Genomic DNA, 15,615 nt, shown 5'->3' on the forward strand with positions numbered 1-15,615 from the left:
AGGGTTGTTTTTCTTCAGTAGACCCAGGAAGTGGGTAATTGAATTTTCCAACTCCATATATGAGTCTATAACATCCAAAGCGTTCTTTGCATATCTTATAGAAATCATACAAATACCATATCTATAGGGGATTGTCACCAACCAATTTGAAAAAGCATTTGTTAGGACATTCGGATAATCGACGTCGGACGAGCATCAAGTGTCTGACAAAAACGACAAGCTAGGAGGAGAAAATGAGAAAGCTCATTATATTCGCGTTTATCGGATTTCTGGCTCAACTGATCGATGGTTCATTAGGTATGGCATATGGGGTAACATCAACATCGATGTTGCTGACATTCGGAATCGCCCCAGCAGTGGCCTCTGCATCCGTTCATCTGGCAGAAGTTGTGACAACGGCGGCATCTGGCATTTCTCATTTGAAGTTCGGGAATGTCGATCGCCAAGCACTTTTTAAATTAATCATCCCTGGATCTATAGGGGCATTTGCAGGAGCGTGTTTTTTAAGTAATTTACCGGGTGATTTGATAAAGCCATATATTTCACTATTTTTGCTGATCCTTGGGGTGTATGTCCTTTTTCGCTTTTTAATGACGACTAAGACGAAAAGGGAAAAGAAATCAATTAATCTTTCAAGGAAGAAATCAATAATATTGGGATTAATAGCGGGTTTCTCAGATGCAACCGGTGGGGGAGGATGGGGTCCCATCACAACTCCAGTCCTATTATCACAAAAAGGTGTTCCTGTCAGAAAAGTGGTTGGGACAGTTGATACAAGTGAGTTTGCTATAGCCATTTCCGCCACCTTAGGGTTTCTCCTTGCATTAGGTTGGCAGGAGGTGAACTGGTTTTGGGTAATCTCCCTGATGGTGGGTGGAATTATCGCTGCTCCCATTGCGGCTTGGATCGTTACGAAATTGCCATCCTATTTATTGGGTGTCCTTGTAGGGGGTTTTATCATTTTGACGAATGCTAGAACGTTGATTATCACATCGACCATTCAAGATTTTTGGGCCCCCATAATTTATATGCTGATATTGATCGGGTGGGCTGTTTCTTTAATCTTTGTCATCCGGAACAACAAAAGCGAATAAAGGGGAGATAGTGTGAGTCAGCAAGAGAATATTCATCAACATTCATTTTCTATTACAAAAGAACTTAGGCAAACTCTGCATGGACATAAAAGCTATATTCTTTGGTTTACAGGCTTATCTGGGTCAGGCAAGTCTACCATTGCGAATATGGTTGAGAGTAGACTTCATGATAAGGGAATCTCGACATATATTTTAGATGGAGATAATTTACGCAATGGCTTAAATGAAGACCTTGGTTTCACCTCGGATGACCGTAAAGAGAATATAAGGCGAATTGGGGAAGTCTCCAAGATTTTTGTTGATGGCGGAATTGTCGTATTGGCCACTTTCATCTCGCCTTATGCCAGTGACAGGGAGAAAGTCAGGAAAAAGGTACAAAAGGATGAATTTATTGAGGTTTATGTAAAGTGTCCCATTGAAGCCTGCGAAAAACGAGATCCAAAAGGATTGTACAAGAAAGCTAGAATAGGGGAAATCACCCACTTCACAGGCGTTTCCGCTCCTTATGAAGAACCGGAAAATCCGGAGATACTTATAGAAACCAGTCAATATACCATTGAAGAATGTGTGCATCAGGTCATGAACTATTTAAAGGATAATGGCCTTTAAATAGTTCATGACCGAATTTGAAAAGGAGAATATAAAACAAACCAAATCTAATGATTGAGGGGTTATAAATGAAGGTTCAAAGAACCAGTATCGATCCACATGGCGGGAAACTGATTCAACGTGAATTATCAGGAAATGACCGTGAACAATATTTGGAAAAGTGTAAATCCTTATCGTCCCTGACCATCTCGAAATGGAATGTTTCCGATCTGGAAATGATTTCAAACGGGGGGTTCAGCCCACTTGTAGGATTCATGGGTAAAGAGGACTACCGAGGCGTCATCAAAGATATGCATCTGGCAAATGGCTTACCATGGACGATACCGATCACTCTGCCTGTCACGAAGGAAGAGGCAAGTCGGCTGAACATTGGGGATGAAGTAGCTTTATACAGTGATGACGGGGAACTTATTGGTATCATTCAGGTTGAAGAAACTTTTGAATACGATAAACGGGTGGAAGCCGAACTTGTTTATAAAACAGTCGATCCCAATCATCCTGGGGTTAAAAAGCTGTTTGGACAAGGGGATATATATGTTGCTGGCCCAATATATGTAATAAATAGGTCATCACATGAGCCATTCGATGAATTTCATATGACTCCTTCCGAAACGAGAAAGAAGTTCACGGATTTAGGGTGGAATACAGTTGTCGGATTTCAAACGAGGAACCCTGTACATCGGGCTCATGAATACTTGCAAAAAACAGCATTGGAAACCGTTGATGGACTATTATTACATCCTCTTGTCGGCGAAACGAAAAAAGATGATATACCTGCGGATGTTCGGATGGAAAGCTATCAAGCCTTACTAAAAGCCTACTACCCGTTGGATAGGGTCTTACTGGCCATATACCCAGCGGCAATGCGCTATGCAGGGCCAAGGGAAGCAGTATTTCATGCAATTGTCCGAAAGAATTATGGGTGCACCCATTTTATCGTCGGGCGAGATCATGCGGGTGTAGGCGATTATTATGGCACATATGATGCCCAAGAAATCTTTAGCCAGTTTGATCCACTGAAAATAGTCATAAAACCACTGTTCTTTGAACATAGCTTTTACTGCAAAAAGTGTTTGAACATGGCTTCCATGAAAACATGCCCCCATAAAGATGAAGATAGGTTTATATTAAGTGGGACCAAAGTCAGGGAAATGCTCCGGAGTGGCCTTATTCCTCCCCTTGAGTTTACGCGTCCTGAAGTGGCGGAGGTTCTGATTAGAGGCATGAAGTCAAATGAAGGCGAGTAAGCTATTGTAAAACGTTTAAAGCGATTATTCAAAAGTTGATCGTTTCTTGGATAAGATCCGGAACCATGCAATGAAAGTGCAAAACATAACATTCAAGGATTCCTGTTAACGTCATTCCTATTAAAAAGGGCGGACACTTTCATTGCAATGGCCAGAATTGTTTATTCTTCATTAACTGACGGAGCAGGTTCATTTAAGAACAATTATAGAAGATTCGTAGATATTACGTGACGAATTGAGGAGGATTAATGAAAGCAATCGTGTACACAAAGTACGGTCCCCCCGGTGTTCTTCAAGTGAATGAAATGGAAAAACCTATTCCCAAGGAAAATGAAATTTTTAAACGGCTTTATTGTTATATTTTTTTAGTATAGTGAGGTATCTTACATCAAAAATTAAACAAGCATAACCCCGTCCTAATTTTAGAACGGGGTTATGCTTGTTTGAGCTTTTAAAATTAAATAACTTTATTGTCTTTTTACAATTTTCTCGGTATTGTAAACGAGAAATTAGGCTTTTTCTTCAAAATGCCAGTTAATGGTCGGTGTATTCTATAATAAATTATAGTCTAACCTTAACCTCAGTACCGTCCTTAGCTTTGACATCTACTAGCACGATCCCCTTATAATTTTTCAGTTCCTTGACGATAGGCTTTAGCGTTTTTTTGTCTATTAGTGGAAAGGTAAAGTCCAGTTTTTTTCTTTCGAAGTGCTCTTTTGTCCATTTGTTTGCATTTTGTTGAAAAAATTTTGAAGACAAAATTGAAATAACAAGGTTTAAAATAGTATATGGAATTGGGATGGTAAACCGAACGTCTTTTGCTTTCACTTTTACATGCATCATAAGCAAATCACTAATCAATGATGACCGAAACGGTATCCCCGTTTGCCGATTTAATATCAACAATTTGGCCATCTAATTCGTTTTCGATTGCTTCAATAATAAGGCTTATGTCTATATCTTTAACGTATTTTTCCGATTGAGGAATACTCGCTGCGATGCTTTGTCCAGCCATTAATACCGCCTTGACAAGTTTTATAGGCAAATTGACCGTGACGTTATCATTTTCGGCTGATACAACACGAATTTTTAATGTTTTATCTAAATATTTAGTCGGTTTTTCAAACAGCTTATTACCTGTTTCTTCTTTCTCTTTTAATACTTGAATCAGTTCTGAGCCCTTATCTGCATCAATCTTCCCTTCTTGAACCATTGTTAACACTCTTTTAATTTCCTCTTTCATGATAAATTCCTCCCTATTCCTCTTTTAAGAGCTTAATGGCTTCTTCAGGTGTGATTTCGCCATTTTCCAACATGGTGACAACTTTTTTCTCGTCTACTTCATTTTTCTTCTTCTGCACATATCCAAGGGATGAAATGATGTCTGTTAGCTTGCCTCGAACCGTTGGATACGAAATCCCCAGTTCTTTTTCAACTTCTTTGATATTCCCTCTGCATGTTAAAAATACTTCCACAAAATGAAGTTGATCCTTTGATAAGGATGCCAGCTTAGATAATTCAAACTCATTTTCAATCGTAGTGTGACAATGAGAGCACTGCAACTTTGTAATTTTCAATGTTTTACTGCAGACAGGACAATTTGTAATTACTTTATAAGCCATAATGAAATCATTCCCTTTTAGTTGATTCGAATTCGATTATATAACAAGTAATCAAAAATATAAATAATAAAATTTAATTTTTTAATTAAAAAAAATCAATAATATTAATTTGTTATTTAATATTATTAATTATCCCTTTCGTTATTCATTCAAGTATTATATTTACCATAATGGTTGAAATTGTAATTTTAAAACAACAAAAGAAGGTTTTTTTTTACATTTTTAAAGAAGTAAGAATTATAGAAGGACTTTGCAATAAAGAAAATATATAAAAGTTGAGGTGTTTTATGCTAAGAGGGTGCCAATAGGACCGGCTTTATCATACTTTGATCTTTACCAATTCCAGCTACTAAAAGCCTATTAGTTATTCAACAAAAGGGAGCGATTGTTGAGCAAGAATTAAGAGGGCGATACATATTATACATGACTAATATGTATCGCTCTTTATTTTTTATGATTTTCTACGATTTAGGTCTGGATAATAACAAACTGGTTGACCTTTTTTTAGATGGAAGTCTGATATATCACTTGCCAGATTAACTGGAAAGGGTAGTCTTGGAAGAATTGGCTGAGGGTGACGCATCAAAATGTTTATATTATGTGCAAACTCGATTTACAAATAAAGCAAATTATTAGGAACTGTTCAAACGATTTTGATGTGAAACGTGGAATTAAATGGGGAATTGAATTGAAAGGGAAGGATCGCATTATTGCAATGGTGATTTTTTTGACCGAATTATATAGGCTAAGTAAATCCGAGATGAGGAAATCCGAGTTTTCCATCGCTTTCTATTATTTAAGGTCTCACCGCACGAACTATATATAATGGATACTGGCAAAAGAAATGATAGGTTCACAGACATAAGGGGAGATTGTTATCTGTTTAATGGGAAAATCCAGGATGAAGGAGTGTAAAAACCTTATTTCCAAAAAATGAAAATTCAGATATATAGATTTAAATATTCATTGTTTTCCTGTAAGATAACCATATATGAAATTCCCTGTCGACTTGTCGACTTACTTAGAAAACGTGAGGATAACATACATTATGGATTTTGAAAAAAGTCTTGAAAAAAATTGGAGTAATCAAAAAAACATAGGTTTAACAGCGTATTTAAAGAAGATGAAGGGAGAAGCTAGAGAAAAAGACAGAATTGATTATGTAGATTCCTTTGTTTCAGCTATAGGCGGGCTCATAGCTATTATTATAATTAGTTTTATAGCTGTCTATATAGGATATCCTATGGCATTAGCGCCTCTTGGGGCAAGCTGCGTCATTGTTTTTGGTGCCCATAAAAGTCTCTTGTCTCAACCTCGTAATGTTATTGGAGGACATATAATCTCCACTACTTCAGCTCTTATCATTTGGAGTATCTTTGGTAAAAGCCTATTCATAATCGGTCTGGTATTGGCTATTGTATTAATTATCATGACTTTTACAAAAACTGTTCATCCTCCAGCAGCAGCAAGTGCCATTGTTTCTATCAATTCTCAAGCTGGTTGGGGATTCCTGATTTCAATAGTAATAGGTACCTTTTTATTAGTTTTTATATCAATGATTTATAATAATTTATTTCAAAAAAGGCAATATCCAAAGCACTGGTTATGAAAAATTCACAAGATATGTTATCTAAATAGGGGCTGTTATTTGTAAATGTTTACAGCTCCTTCCCCATTGTTGTAACATCTTTCATTCAAAAAGGTAGGTTGAAAAAGATCCTGCACATCCAAAATTTTTGGAAGACAGTGGATCGTTTAATAGGTAAATAGCATTTTTTATGTCCCGTCACAAAGGTGGCGGGATTTTTTTAAAACATTAAGAAATTTTATTAATAAGTTAATCTTTTTTTAAGAAATTGTTTAGATGGAGTTTAAGGTTAAGTACTAACATAATGAAGACGGAATAACAAAGCGTGACCAAAAATTGAAAGGGAGTAAAAAATCCTCATTAGAACCTCAAAACCCTTTTGAACAAGCCACTTTATTGACACGTCATAACAACTAAAAATTCTTTTGGTGCTGTTGATGTACTCGGGGTATCGGCACTAATGTTGCATTGGAAAGGAAGGTGTGTTCATGTGGAGACGGCTAACCATTGTCAGTGGATGCCTTTTCATCCTTCAAGGCTGTGTCTTAGATAACGAAAGAGAACTAAAAATACAAGAAAAGGAGGCAGGAAAGGGTATGAATGAACAACTGATTCAAGCTGTAGAACGTAAAGAAACGGAAACGATAAGCAGGTTGATTGAGCAAGGTGTGGATATTAATACACAGGACTCAAACGGGCGAACCGCCACTATGATTGCGACTTATAACAATGATGTAAAGTCGGCAAAAATCCTAATTGAAGCGGGTGCAGATGTCAACATTCAAGATGACATGAAACATAACCCCTTCTTGTATGCCGGGGCAGAAGGTTATGTAGATATACTAAACCTTACGATTGAAGCAGGTGCCGACCCGTCAATAACCAATCGGTATGGAGGAACAGCTTTAATCCCTGCTTCAGAACATGGATATGTTGATGTTATTAAAGAACTGGTTACGAATACTGATATTGATGTTAATCATGTTAATGATCTCGGTTGGACAGCTTTACTGGAAGCTATCATATTGAATGATGGTGATGGAAAACAGCAGCAAACCGTGCAATTGTTAATAGATCATGGGGCAGATGTCAACATTCCTGATAATAATAATGCGAGCCCTTTACAACATGCACGCGAAAAAGGATTTAAAGAGATTGAACAAATTTTACTAACAGCAGGAGCAAAATAATCAGATCATAGACCATAAAAAAAAATTTGCAGGACTGAATATCTACAACCACACTATATAATGAGGAGCAGACAAAATGAATAAAAGAGCAAAAGTTTCATCATCTATACTACTCGGGTTAACATTGGTCATAACAGGATGTAACACAAACGCACAAGACAATCATAGTTCACAGAAGCATGAACAAACTGCTAAAGAGAATAAAAAAGAAAATAAGTTAACTGCAGGACAGGAATTGACTGAAATTCTTAGTGGCACGAATTGGCAAGGTACAAAAGTTTATGATAAGAATAATAATGACTTAACAAAGGAAAATGCAAACTTCATTGGTCTTGCAAAATATGACGAAGAAACATCTAGATATGAATTTTTTGATCAAAACACAAAAAAAAGTCGTGGTGATAAAGGAACATTTTTTATCACTAATGATAAGATTCGAGTGTTAATTTCAGAATCAATGGGTTACCAAGCCGTTGTTGAAATAACGAAACTAAATAAGGATATGTTTACCTATAAAAGAATGGGTAAAGATGCAAAGGGTAACGACGTAGAGGTGTTTGTTGAACATATTCCTTATAATGAAACAGAACTTTCCTTTACTGATCCAGATAAAACCTTGGAATCTTTCACAGGAGAAGTAGATACAGACGTTGATGGGGACAAAATTCTATCTAGCACCCCATGGCAAGGAACAGTGGCGTTGGATGAAAATGGCAATGATGTATCAAGCTATAACTCGAATTATCTAGGTCTAGCAAAATATGATGATAAAACGAATAAGTATGAATTTTTTGATGCTAAAACTGGTGAAAGCCGCGGTGATTACGGCTTTTACGATATTGTTCATGGAAATAAGATAAGAGCTCATGTTTCACAAGGGGAAAATAAGTATGGTGCAGTTCTTGAACTTACAGAGCTTAATGAAAATAAATTCACTTATAAAAGAATCGGTAAAGATAAAGATGGAAAAGAAATAACGATAACGGTCGAACATATACCTTATGAAGGTAATTTGAAATTAAAATTAACTAAGTAAAAATATTAAAAAAGGGATTTTGCATTAATGGCAAAATCCCTTTTTAATATAGTAATAGAATAGCTTCATAGGGTCTCTTATTTTTAGTACGAAGACAGTCATCTGTATATTGTAGGAAGACATGGAATCCTGGTATTGCGGCTGCTACTAAGCAGAGATATCTTTATTTTTTCTTTGAAGAATCCAGATTTCAATTGCCCCGGATCCAAGCAATACTCCGGAAACAATGAAGATCAGTCCAATGAAATGTTCAGGCACAATTGCTTCATTTAGAAAAATGGCAGCACCTACAAGAGAAAATAAGGTGTTTAAATTAAGAAATATAGATGATTCGGCAGCACCTACCATGCCAATTGCATAATTATAGCTCATGTGCCCAAGAGCAGTAGCGATAATAGCGGAGAAAAAGAAAGCTCCCCAGATAGAGGGTGGTAAAGATGCAAGTGACGATAAGCCATCAGGTTCCTTCCATAGGCTGATGGCAAAAAGAATAAAAGACCCGATTAGCATCATGTAGCCGGTTAATAATCGTGGATCCATTGTTTTAGAGGCTTTATTAATAAGAATGAAACTTAAAGCCTGTGAAAGAATGGATAGCAATATATCCACATCTCCCAGATTAATAGAATGAATTCCTCCACTTCCTGCCATAACGGTAAAACTCACACCTAAAGCACCGCAAATAAAGCCGATAAGACGAATTAATGTTGGCTTTTTACGAAAGAAAATCATAGTCAGGATGACAGTCAATATGGGCCCCATGCCCAAAATCAGGCCAGCATTCGAGGCGGAAGTTTTCGTTAATCCTTCAGCTAAAAAATAATGGTGAAAAACGACACTCAAAAATGCCCCACCAAAAACGTAAAAAAGTTCACTTTTTTTAGGAAGACGTATTAGACCAAAAAAGAAACAGAATGTAATGACTATAAGTGAAGCTGTAAAGATTCTCAAAGATGTTATAGTTACGGGCTGTGTATTTGCAACTAAAACTTTAATAACTGAAACGTTCAATCCCCATGTAATCATAATTACGGTAAGCAAGATGTAAATTTTCACATAACTCATTCAAAACAACCTTTCAAACATTATTAACAATTGATATATTATACAACTTTCTCCAAATTAATAGCAAAGAGTAAAATTTGATATTGCTCATAAGGAGAAAATTAGAAACTGCTAATCCATAAAAACAGGGGGTGAAAAATGCAAAAATTCCCATTAAAATCCATTTGTAATTACCGATATATGTAATTCAAAATGATGAATAATAATAAAATTGTAAATTATCAAACTTTTCTATTGTTTTTGGTAGGGTTTTCATTTACAATTTCCTTATGAATTACCAAACCGGTTTAGTTCTTTACTAAACCGATTTAGGATCTTTTATAGAAATTCGATATGATCAAATGTTTTACCTTTATTTGTGAGTGTTCGAAAGAAGGAGGTACTGTATTGTCATCAAAATATGGTGTTTTAACGCTGGGTGACGCCATGATTACGCTAAATCCGGAAGAAACAGGACCTTTACGATTTGTCACCCGTTTTGAGCGAAAGGTGGGAGGGGCTGAACTGAATTTTGCCATTGGCTGTGCAAGGCTTGGCATGCGGTCAAAATGGTTAAGCCGTTTAGGAAGGGATGAGTTCGGTAGGGTTATTTATAATTTCGCTCGTGGGGAAGGCGTTGACATGAGTGATGTTGCCTATGTAAATGGATACCCAACATCCCTTAACTTTAAAGAAATTCGCGAAGATGGTTCAGGAAAGACCTTTTATTACCGTTATCAATCGCCCATTTTAACACTAAAGCCTGAAGATATAACGGAGAAGATGTTTGAAGGGATTGATATAGTCCATCTCACTGGTGTTTTTTTGGCTATAGACCCTAAAAATGTAGATATTGCCATGAGGGTTATGGACATTGCAAAACAAAAAGATATTCCCGTTTCATTTGATCCGAATATCCGCCTAAAGCTATGGTCCATCGAGGAAGCGAGATCAGTATATTTTAAGATTTTTCCATATGTTGATATTTTACTTACAGGTTTAGATGAAATAAGATTGATCACCGGAAATGACTCTGAAGAATCATTGGCGGCATGCGCAAAAGTGTATGACATTGAGCAGCTTGTCATCAAGGACGGGAAACATGGTTCAAAACTCTATACAAAAAGTGAATGGCATAAAAAAGAAGCCTTCCCGGTCATACCGGTGGATACTGTTGGTGCAGGGGATGGTTATGATGCCGGTTATATATATGGATATCTTCATGGCTTGTCGATTGATGAAAGATTGACATTTGCAAATGGTGTGGGGGCTCTTGTAACCACAGTTTCAGGGGACAATGAAGGCTTACCATATTTAGATGAAGTAATGCCTTTCATACAAAGCGAGGCTGTGATTGAAAGATAGATGACAGAAGGAAATGGGGATAGAAAATGACAACAGTTTCGATACAAGCTGAGGAAGCAAAACAATTAGTCATAAAAAAGCTGACCAAAGTGGGTTTAAATGAGGAAAATGCCGGAAAAGTCGCAGAGGTATTGATTCACGCAGATCTAAGAAATGTCAATTCCCATGGTGTATTGCGAACGGAGCATTATGTAAATCGTTTAAAGGCAGGAGGCATAAATCCTGACGGGCAGATTTCCTTCGAAAAGACAGGGCCAGTAACAGGTGTGGTTGATGGAGATGATGGATTTGGCCATGTCATTGGTGAAGTGGCCATGGAACATGCCATTGAAATGGCACGAAATAATGGTGTAGGCATGGTGACAGTTTTTAATAGCAGCCATTGCGGAGCACTAAGCTATTTCGTTCAAAAAGCTACTGATGCAAAGTTAATCGGCATAGCGATGTCACATACTGATAAAATTGTGGTTCCATTCGGAGGAAAAACATCGTTTCTTGGTACAAACCCTATCGCTTATGGGGTTCCTACAAAAACAAAGAAACCTTTTATTCTTGACATGGCAACTTCCAATGTTGCATGGGGGAAAATCCTTCAAGCACGCGAAGAAGAAAAGGAAATCCCTGAAGGTTGGGGAGTGGATGAAAATGGAGCAACAGTCACGGACCCAAGTAAAGTCGTTTCCCTTTCCACTTTTGGAGGACCAAAAGGCTATGGCCTATCCGTAATTGTGGATGTATTTTCTGGATTATTGGCAGGAGCGGCATTTGGTCCACATATTGGAAAAATGTATGACGATCTTGATAAGAAGCGGAAGCTGGGACATTACTTTTGTGTAATCAATCCTTCGTTCTTTACCGATACTGATTCATTTTTAGAGCAAATGGATCAAATGATTGAAGAGCTGCAACAGGCTGAACCTGCTCCAGGGTTCGATCGGGTATATGTACCGGGTGAGATCGAGCAAATCAATGAAGAAAAAAACCTGAAACAAGGTATAACGATAGCCTCAAGTGTTTATGAATTTCTTACAAAGGAAGATGATTTATGAAAGCGGTTCAAGTAAGGAAAGCACGTGATCTTGTTCTTCAAGAAATGGATAAACCAAAGATTTCGAACTCAACGGATGTCCTTGTGAAAGTAAAAAGAGTCGGCATTTGTGGATCGGATATGCATATTTACCACGGCACGAATCCTCTTGCAACGTTGCCACGAGTCGTTGGGCATGAAGTGGCGGGAGAAGTTGAGGAAATTGGGCAAGGTGTCACGGGGATTAAAGTTGGGGACCACGTGGTTATTGAGCCGATCAAATACTGTGGAAAGTGTTATGCCTGCCGTAAGGGTCGCCAAAATGTTTGTGAAACACTGTCTGTTTTTGGTGTCCATGAGGATGGTGGGATGAGGGAATGGTGCGTTCTTCCCGAAAAACAACTACATGTTGTGGATCCAGATTTAGCTTGGGATGAAATAGTATTGGCTGAACCTTATACAATCGGTGCACAAGCGGTATGGAGAGGTGACGTGGAGGAAGGCGACACAGTACTTATCCAAGGAGCAGGCCCTATTGGGGTATGTATATTAAAAATGGCAAAGCTTCAAGGTGCATCGGTAATGATCACGGATTTAAGTGATGAACGATTGAAATTTGCTGAAGAATGTGGTGCTGATATCACCGTTCATGCGGGAAATGAAGATGTTCGACAGCGAGTAGAGGAATGGACGAAGGGCGAAGGTGCAAATGTCGTCATTGATGCTGTCTGTTTGCCGATGACGTTTGAATTATCCTTCGAAGTCGTTTCAACGGCTGGCAGTATTGTCGTACTAGGTTTTGATGAACGTCCTGCATCGATTTCCCAGCTTCCAATCACTAAAAAGGAAGTATCCGTAAAAGGTTCTAGATTGCAAACCAACCAGTTCCCAAAAGTGGTAAAGCTTCTAAATGAAGGCAGGCTCAGACATGAAGGATTAGTTACCCATACTTTTTCCCTAGATGATGTCCAAGAAGCTTTTGATTTTGTTGAAAGTCATCCAGAACAGGTTCGAAAAGCGATCATCGTATTTAATTAAGGGGGTTGAGGTAATGGATAAACAATCAATAATTCATCAAATAACGGAAACGAAAGTTGTAGCTGTTATCAGGGGACAGGATGCGGTGGAAGCGGCACAACTGTCTAAAGCAGCTGTGGAAGGCGGTATTCGGGCAATTGAATTGACTTATACAACACCAAGAATAGAAGAGGCTTTCAAGGAACTGCAAAATACGGATGCGCTTTTAGGAGCAGGCTCAGTATTGGATTCTGAAACAGCACGCCATGCGATTTTGGCTGGTGCCAATTTTATTGTCAGTCCTTACTTTGTAGAAGGTGTTGCGACGCTTTGCAATCGATATGGCATTCCCTATATGCCTGGTTGTATGACAATTCGGGAAATGGCTACAGCGCTTGAAGCAGGCTGTGATGTTTTGAAGTTATTTCCGGCAAACCATTTTGAACCTTCTTTCATCAAGTCCGTCAATGGTCCGCTGCCTAATGTAAGGATTATGCCAACCGGCGGAATTAATTTGGACAATATGAATGACTGGCTGAATGCAGGTGCAGTGGCAACTGGAATTGGAAGTGACTTGAATAAAGCCTATAAGAATGGTGGCTATGAAGCGGTTGTTGAATTAAGTAGAAAATACATGCAGAAAATTGCGGAATGATGGAGGTGCATGATGAATATTACATTCAGATGGTATGGGAAAGGCAATGACACCGTTACATTGGAGCATGTTAAACAAATCCCTGGAGTAGAGGGAATTGTTTGGGCATTGCACCAAAAACCTGTTGGTGAGATATGGGAAAAGGAAGAAATAAGAAAAGAAATCGAGTATATCCAATCATTTGGTTTTCATACGGATGTGGTGGAAAGTGTAAATGTTCATGAATCGATTAAATTAGGAAATGAAGATCGTATGATATATATCGAGAATTACAAACAGACGATCCGAAACCTTTCAGAAGCTGGAGTAAAAGTGATTTGTTATAACTTTATGCCGATTTTTGATTGGACCCGAACAGAAATGTTTCATCCTTTGGAAGATGGCTCAACTGCCCTATTTTATGAAAAAGCAAAAGTAGATACGTTAGATCCAAAAGAGTTAATTCGTACTGTAGCAGAAGCTTCCGATTTAACATTGCCTGGTTGGGAACCAGAAAAGATGGAGAAAATATCTGAATTATTCGAAGCATATAAAAGTGTGGATGAAGAACAGCTATGGGCGAATTTGGGAATTTTTCTTAAGGAAATATTGCCTGTTGCGGAAGCATGCGGCATTAAAATGGCAATCCATCCGGATGATCCACCATGGTCCATTTTTGGCTTACCAAGAATCATCACCGGAGAATCGAGTTATGAAAAGCTGATCTCGATTTCGGACTCACCATCGAATGCGTTTACGTTGTGCACTGGCTCGATGGGTGCTAACCCTAAAAATGATATGGTTCAAATAGCTAAAAAGTATGCTAATCGTTCTCCCTTCTCCCATATCAGAAATGTGAAAATTTATGAAAACGGTGACTTTGTGGAAACATCGCATTATACACAGGATGGATCCATCAACGTGCAGGGTGTTGTAGCAGAATTGAATAAGCAAAATTATTCTGGATATGTCAGACCAGACCACGGCCGCCATATATGGGGAGAGGTTTGCCGCCCAGGTTATGGTTTATATGATCGTGCCCTAGGAATCATGTATTTGCTTGGATTATGGGATGCTCATGAGGCTACTAAATTAGGTGAACGATCATGATTCCCATCCATGAAAACTTAACGAACAGGGTGGCAGTGATCACTGGAGGCAGCGGTGTCCTATGTTCCAAAATGGCTGTGGAATTGGCCCGCCATGGTGTCAAGATAGCTATATTGAACAGAACGGCGGAAAAAGGGCAAGAAGTGGTCAAACTGATTGAACAAACAGGGGGCACTGCGATATCCATCGCTGCAGATGTTTTGAATAGAACCTCATTGGAGAATGCAAGAGGGAAAATAATAGAAACGTTCGGAAGAGTGGATCTATTAATAAATGGAGCGGGAGGCAATCACCCTGATGCCATTACAGCTCCAGAGAAGTATGGGGAAGAAGCAGAAGGAAAATCATTTTTTGATCTGGATGAAAATGGTTTCTCCCAAGTTTTTGCCAGTAATTTCACCGGTACATTTTTGGCCAGTCAGGTTTTTGGGAAAGAGTTATTGCAAGTGGAAGCGCCAGTTATCGTAAATGTATCTTCCATGAGCGCTTACGCTCCAATGACTAAGGTGCCAGCATATAGTGCTGCCAAAGCTTCGATAAATAATTTTACCATGTGGATGGCTGTTCATTTTGCCGAAGAGGGTTTACGGGTGAATGCCATTGCACCAGGATTCTTTTTGACGCAGCAAAATCGCAATCTTTTGCTTAATGAAGATGGCAGCCTGACGAAAAGGTCTAATAAAATCATTACTTCTACCCCCATGAAGCGTTTCGGGCAGCCAGAGGATTTACTTGGTACCTTGCTTTGGCTCGTTGATGAATCCTATTCGGGTTTTGTCACAGGTATTACGGTACCAGTCGATGGCGGATTCATGGCATACTCAGGCGTCTGAATTCAGATTCAATAATCAAGCAATCAAGTGACCGATTGTACGTTAGTTGATTAAATTAGTTCCACGGTATGGGAAATGGACTTTAATGCTGCTTCAAAAGGTGATTGTAAAGCGTTCCTTATTATAATACAATATTCCTTATAAATCTAAGGTGTTTTTGTATTCGGCAGAGAAATGAAATCACATGACAGGAATGAAT

Annotated in this window: 16 protein-coding genes and 1 pseudogene; 13 read left to right on the forward strand and 4 right to left on the reverse strand. The window is 38.3% G+C overall.

The features are described 5' to 3' along the window. The first annotated feature begins 233 nt into the window (after nt 1–233). The 4 genes and pseudogenes from LQ203_RS03280 to LQ203_RS03295 form a co-directional block, all read left to right on the forward strand. Nucleotides 234–1,094, forward strand: a complete 861-nt coding sequence (locus LQ203_RS03280) for a sulfite exporter TauE/SafE family protein (protein WP_230155641.1) — start codon at nt 234–236, stop codon at nt 1,092–1,094. A gap of 12 nt (nt 1,095–1,106) precedes the next feature. Further along, nucleotides 1,107–1,703: an adenylyl-sulfate kinase gene (cysC, locus tag LQ203_RS03285; RefSeq protein WP_230155643.1), complete on the forward strand. Its 597-nt coding sequence runs from the start codon at nt 1,107–1,109 to the stop codon at nt 1,701–1,703. A gap of 68 nt (nt 1,704–1,771) precedes the next feature. Then, nucleotides 1,772–2,950, forward strand: coding sequence for a sulfate adenylyltransferase (gene sat / locus LQ203_RS03290; protein WP_230155645.1), 1,179 nt, complete (start codon nt 1,772–1,774; stop codon nt 2,948–2,950). Nucleotides 2,951–3,198: 248 nt separating this feature from the next. Continuing rightward, nucleotides 3,199–3,300, forward strand: a pseudogene (locus LQ203_RS03295) (NAD(P)-dependent alcohol dehydrogenase); the annotation flags it as partial. Between the two features lie 211 nt (nt 3,301–3,511). Here LQ203_RS03295 and LQ203_RS03300 read toward each other — a convergent pair. Genes LQ203_RS03300 through LQ203_RS03310 form a run of 3 tightly spaced genes read right to left on the reverse strand, consistent with a single transcriptional unit; the run spans nt 3,512 to nt 4,572 of the window. Then, nucleotides 3,512–3,793, reverse strand: coding sequence for a hypothetical protein (locus tag LQ203_RS03300; RefSeq protein WP_230155647.1), 282 nt, complete (start codon nt 3,791–3,793; stop codon nt 3,512–3,514). A gap of 10 nt (nt 3,794–3,803) precedes the next feature. After that, nucleotides 3,804–4,193 carry a hypothetical protein gene (locus tag LQ203_RS03305; protein WP_230155649.1) on the reverse strand — a complete coding sequence of 130 codons (390 nt, stop codon included), beginning with the start codon at nt 4,191–4,193 and terminating at the stop codon, nt 3,804–3,806. Nucleotides 4,194–4,206: 13 nt separating this feature from the next. Beyond that, the gene (locus tag LQ203_RS03310) at nt 4,207–4,572 is read right to left on the reverse strand and encodes a DUF2089 domain-containing protein (protein WP_018393054.1); all 366 of its coding nucleotides are present in this window, start codon (nt 4,570–4,572) and stop codon (nt 4,207–4,209) included. Nucleotides 4,573–5,620: 1,048 nt separating this feature from the next. Here LQ203_RS03310 and LQ203_RS03315 point away from each other — a divergent pair. From LQ203_RS03315 to LQ203_RS03325, 3 genes are all read left to right on the forward strand, one after another. Further along, a complete protein-coding gene (locus LQ203_RS03315) occupies nt 5,621–6,181 on the forward strand; it encodes an HPP family protein (RefSeq protein WP_230155651.1) in 561 nt (186 codons plus the stop codon). A gap of 467 nt (nt 6,182–6,648) precedes the next feature. Further along, entirely contained in the window at nt 6,649–7,350 is a 702-nt protein-coding gene (locus tag LQ203_RS03320) for an ankyrin repeat domain-containing protein (RefSeq protein ID WP_230155653.1), read from the forward strand. 76 nt (nt 7,351–7,426) lie between these two features. Further along, nucleotides 7,427–8,386, forward strand: a complete 960-nt coding sequence (locus tag LQ203_RS03325; RefSeq protein WP_230155655.1) for a DUF4822 domain-containing protein — start codon at nt 7,427–7,429, stop codon at nt 8,384–8,386. Nucleotides 8,387–8,533: 147 nt separating this feature from the next. Here LQ203_RS03325 and LQ203_RS03330 read toward each other — a convergent pair whose 3' ends face one another. Next, entirely contained in the window at nt 8,534–9,451 is a 918-nt protein-coding gene (locus LQ203_RS03330) for a DMT family transporter (RefSeq protein ID WP_230155658.1), read from the reverse strand. Between the two features lie 387 nt (nt 9,452–9,838). Between LQ203_RS03330 and LQ203_RS03335 the strand changes: the two genes are divergently transcribed. The 6 genes from LQ203_RS03335 to LQ203_RS03360 are packed head-to-tail and all read left to right on the forward strand — an operon-like array spanning nt 9,839 to nt 15,416. Continuing rightward, nucleotides 9,839–10,795, forward strand: a complete 957-nt coding sequence (locus LQ203_RS03335) for a sugar kinase (protein ID WP_230155660.1) — start codon at nt 9,839–9,841, stop codon at nt 10,793–10,795. A 26-nt stretch (nt 10,796–10,821) separates the two neighbouring features. Then, complete coding sequence (allD, locus tag LQ203_RS03340) at nt 10,822–11,844, forward strand: ureidoglycolate dehydrogenase (RefSeq protein WP_230155662.1); 1,023 nt, start codon at nt 10,822–10,824, stop codon at nt 11,842–11,844. Further along, nucleotides 11,841–12,860: a zinc-binding alcohol dehydrogenase family protein gene (locus LQ203_RS03345; protein WP_230155664.1), complete on the forward strand. Its 1,020-nt coding sequence runs from the start codon at nt 11,841–11,843 to the stop codon at nt 12,858–12,860. Before allD ends, LQ203_RS03345 begins: the two co-directional genes overlap by 4 nt. A gap of 13 nt (nt 12,861–12,873) precedes the next feature. Further along, nucleotides 12,874–13,494, forward strand: a complete 621-nt coding sequence (locus LQ203_RS03350; RefSeq protein WP_230155666.1) for a bifunctional 2-keto-4-hydroxyglutarate aldolase/2-keto-3-deoxy-6-phosphogluconate aldolase — start codon at nt 12,874–12,876, stop codon at nt 13,492–13,494. 12 nt (nt 13,495–13,506) lie between these two features. After that, a complete protein-coding gene (uxuA, locus tag LQ203_RS03355) occupies nt 13,507–14,583 on the forward strand; it encodes a mannonate dehydratase (protein ID WP_230155668.1) in 1,077 nt (358 codons plus the stop codon). After that, nucleotides 14,580–15,416, forward strand: a complete 837-nt coding sequence (locus LQ203_RS03360; protein WP_230155670.1) for an SDR family oxidoreductase — start codon at nt 14,580–14,582, stop codon at nt 15,414–15,416. The genes uxuA and LQ203_RS03360 overlap by 4 nt, the downstream gene beginning before the upstream one ends. The last annotated feature ends 199 nt before the right edge of the window (nt 15,417–15,615 follow it).

It is taken from the genome of Peribacillus sp. Bi96, assembly GCF_918698115.1.
GTDB lineage: Bacteria > Bacillota > Bacilli > Bacillales > DSM-1321 > Peribacillus.

Bases quoted from the DNA above. Each gene is read 5' to 3' on its own strand.
- LQ203_RS03325 (WP_230155655.1), top strand. From the start codon at position 7,427: ATGAATAAAAGAGCAAAAGTTTCATCATCTATACTACTCGGGTTAACA.
- uxuA (WP_230155668.1), top strand. From the start codon at position 13,507: ATGAATATTACATTCAGATGGTATGGGAAAGGCAATGACACCGTTACA.
- LQ203_RS03360 (WP_230155670.1), top strand. From the start codon at position 14,580: ATGATTCCCATCCATGAAAACTTAACGAACAGGGTGGCAGTGATCACT.
- LQ203_RS03305 (WP_230155649.1), bottom strand. From the start codon at position 4,193: ATGAAAGAGGAAATTAAAAGAGTGTTAACAATGGTTCAAGAAGGGAAG.
- sat (WP_230155645.1), top strand. From the start codon at position 1,772: ATGAAGGTTCAAAGAACCAGTATCGATCCACATGGCGGGAAACTGATT.
- LQ203_RS03310 (WP_018393054.1), bottom strand. From the start codon at position 4,572: ATGGCTTATAAAGTAATTACAAATTGTCCTGTCTGCAGTAAAACATTG.
- LQ203_RS03300 (WP_230155647.1), bottom strand. From the start codon at position 3,793: ATGATGCATGTAAAAGTGAAAGCAAAAGACGTTCGGTTTACCATCCCA.
- LQ203_RS03320 (WP_230155653.1), top strand. From the start codon at position 6,649: ATGTGGAGACGGCTAACCATTGTCAGTGGATGCCTTTTCATCCTTCAA.
- LQ203_RS03350 (WP_230155666.1), top strand. From the start codon at position 12,874: ATGGATAAACAATCAATAATTCATCAAATAACGGAAACGAAAGTTGTA.
- LQ203_RS03280 (WP_230155641.1), top strand. From the start codon at position 234: ATGAGAAAGCTCATTATATTCGCGTTTATCGGATTTCTGGCTCAACTG.
- allD (WP_230155662.1), top strand. From the start codon at position 10,822: ATGACAACAGTTTCGATACAAGCTGAGGAAGCAAAACAATTAGTCATA.
- LQ203_RS03330 (WP_230155658.1), bottom strand. From the start codon at position 9,451: ATGAGTTATGTGAAAATTTACATCTTGCTTACCGTAATTATGATTACA.
- LQ203_RS03345 (WP_230155664.1), top strand. From the start codon at position 11,841: ATGAAAGCGGTTCAAGTAAGGAAAGCACGTGATCTTGTTCTTCAAGAA.
- LQ203_RS03315 (WP_230155651.1), top strand. From the start codon at position 5,621: ATGGATTTTGAAAAAAGTCTTGAAAAAAATTGGAGTAATCAAAAAAAC.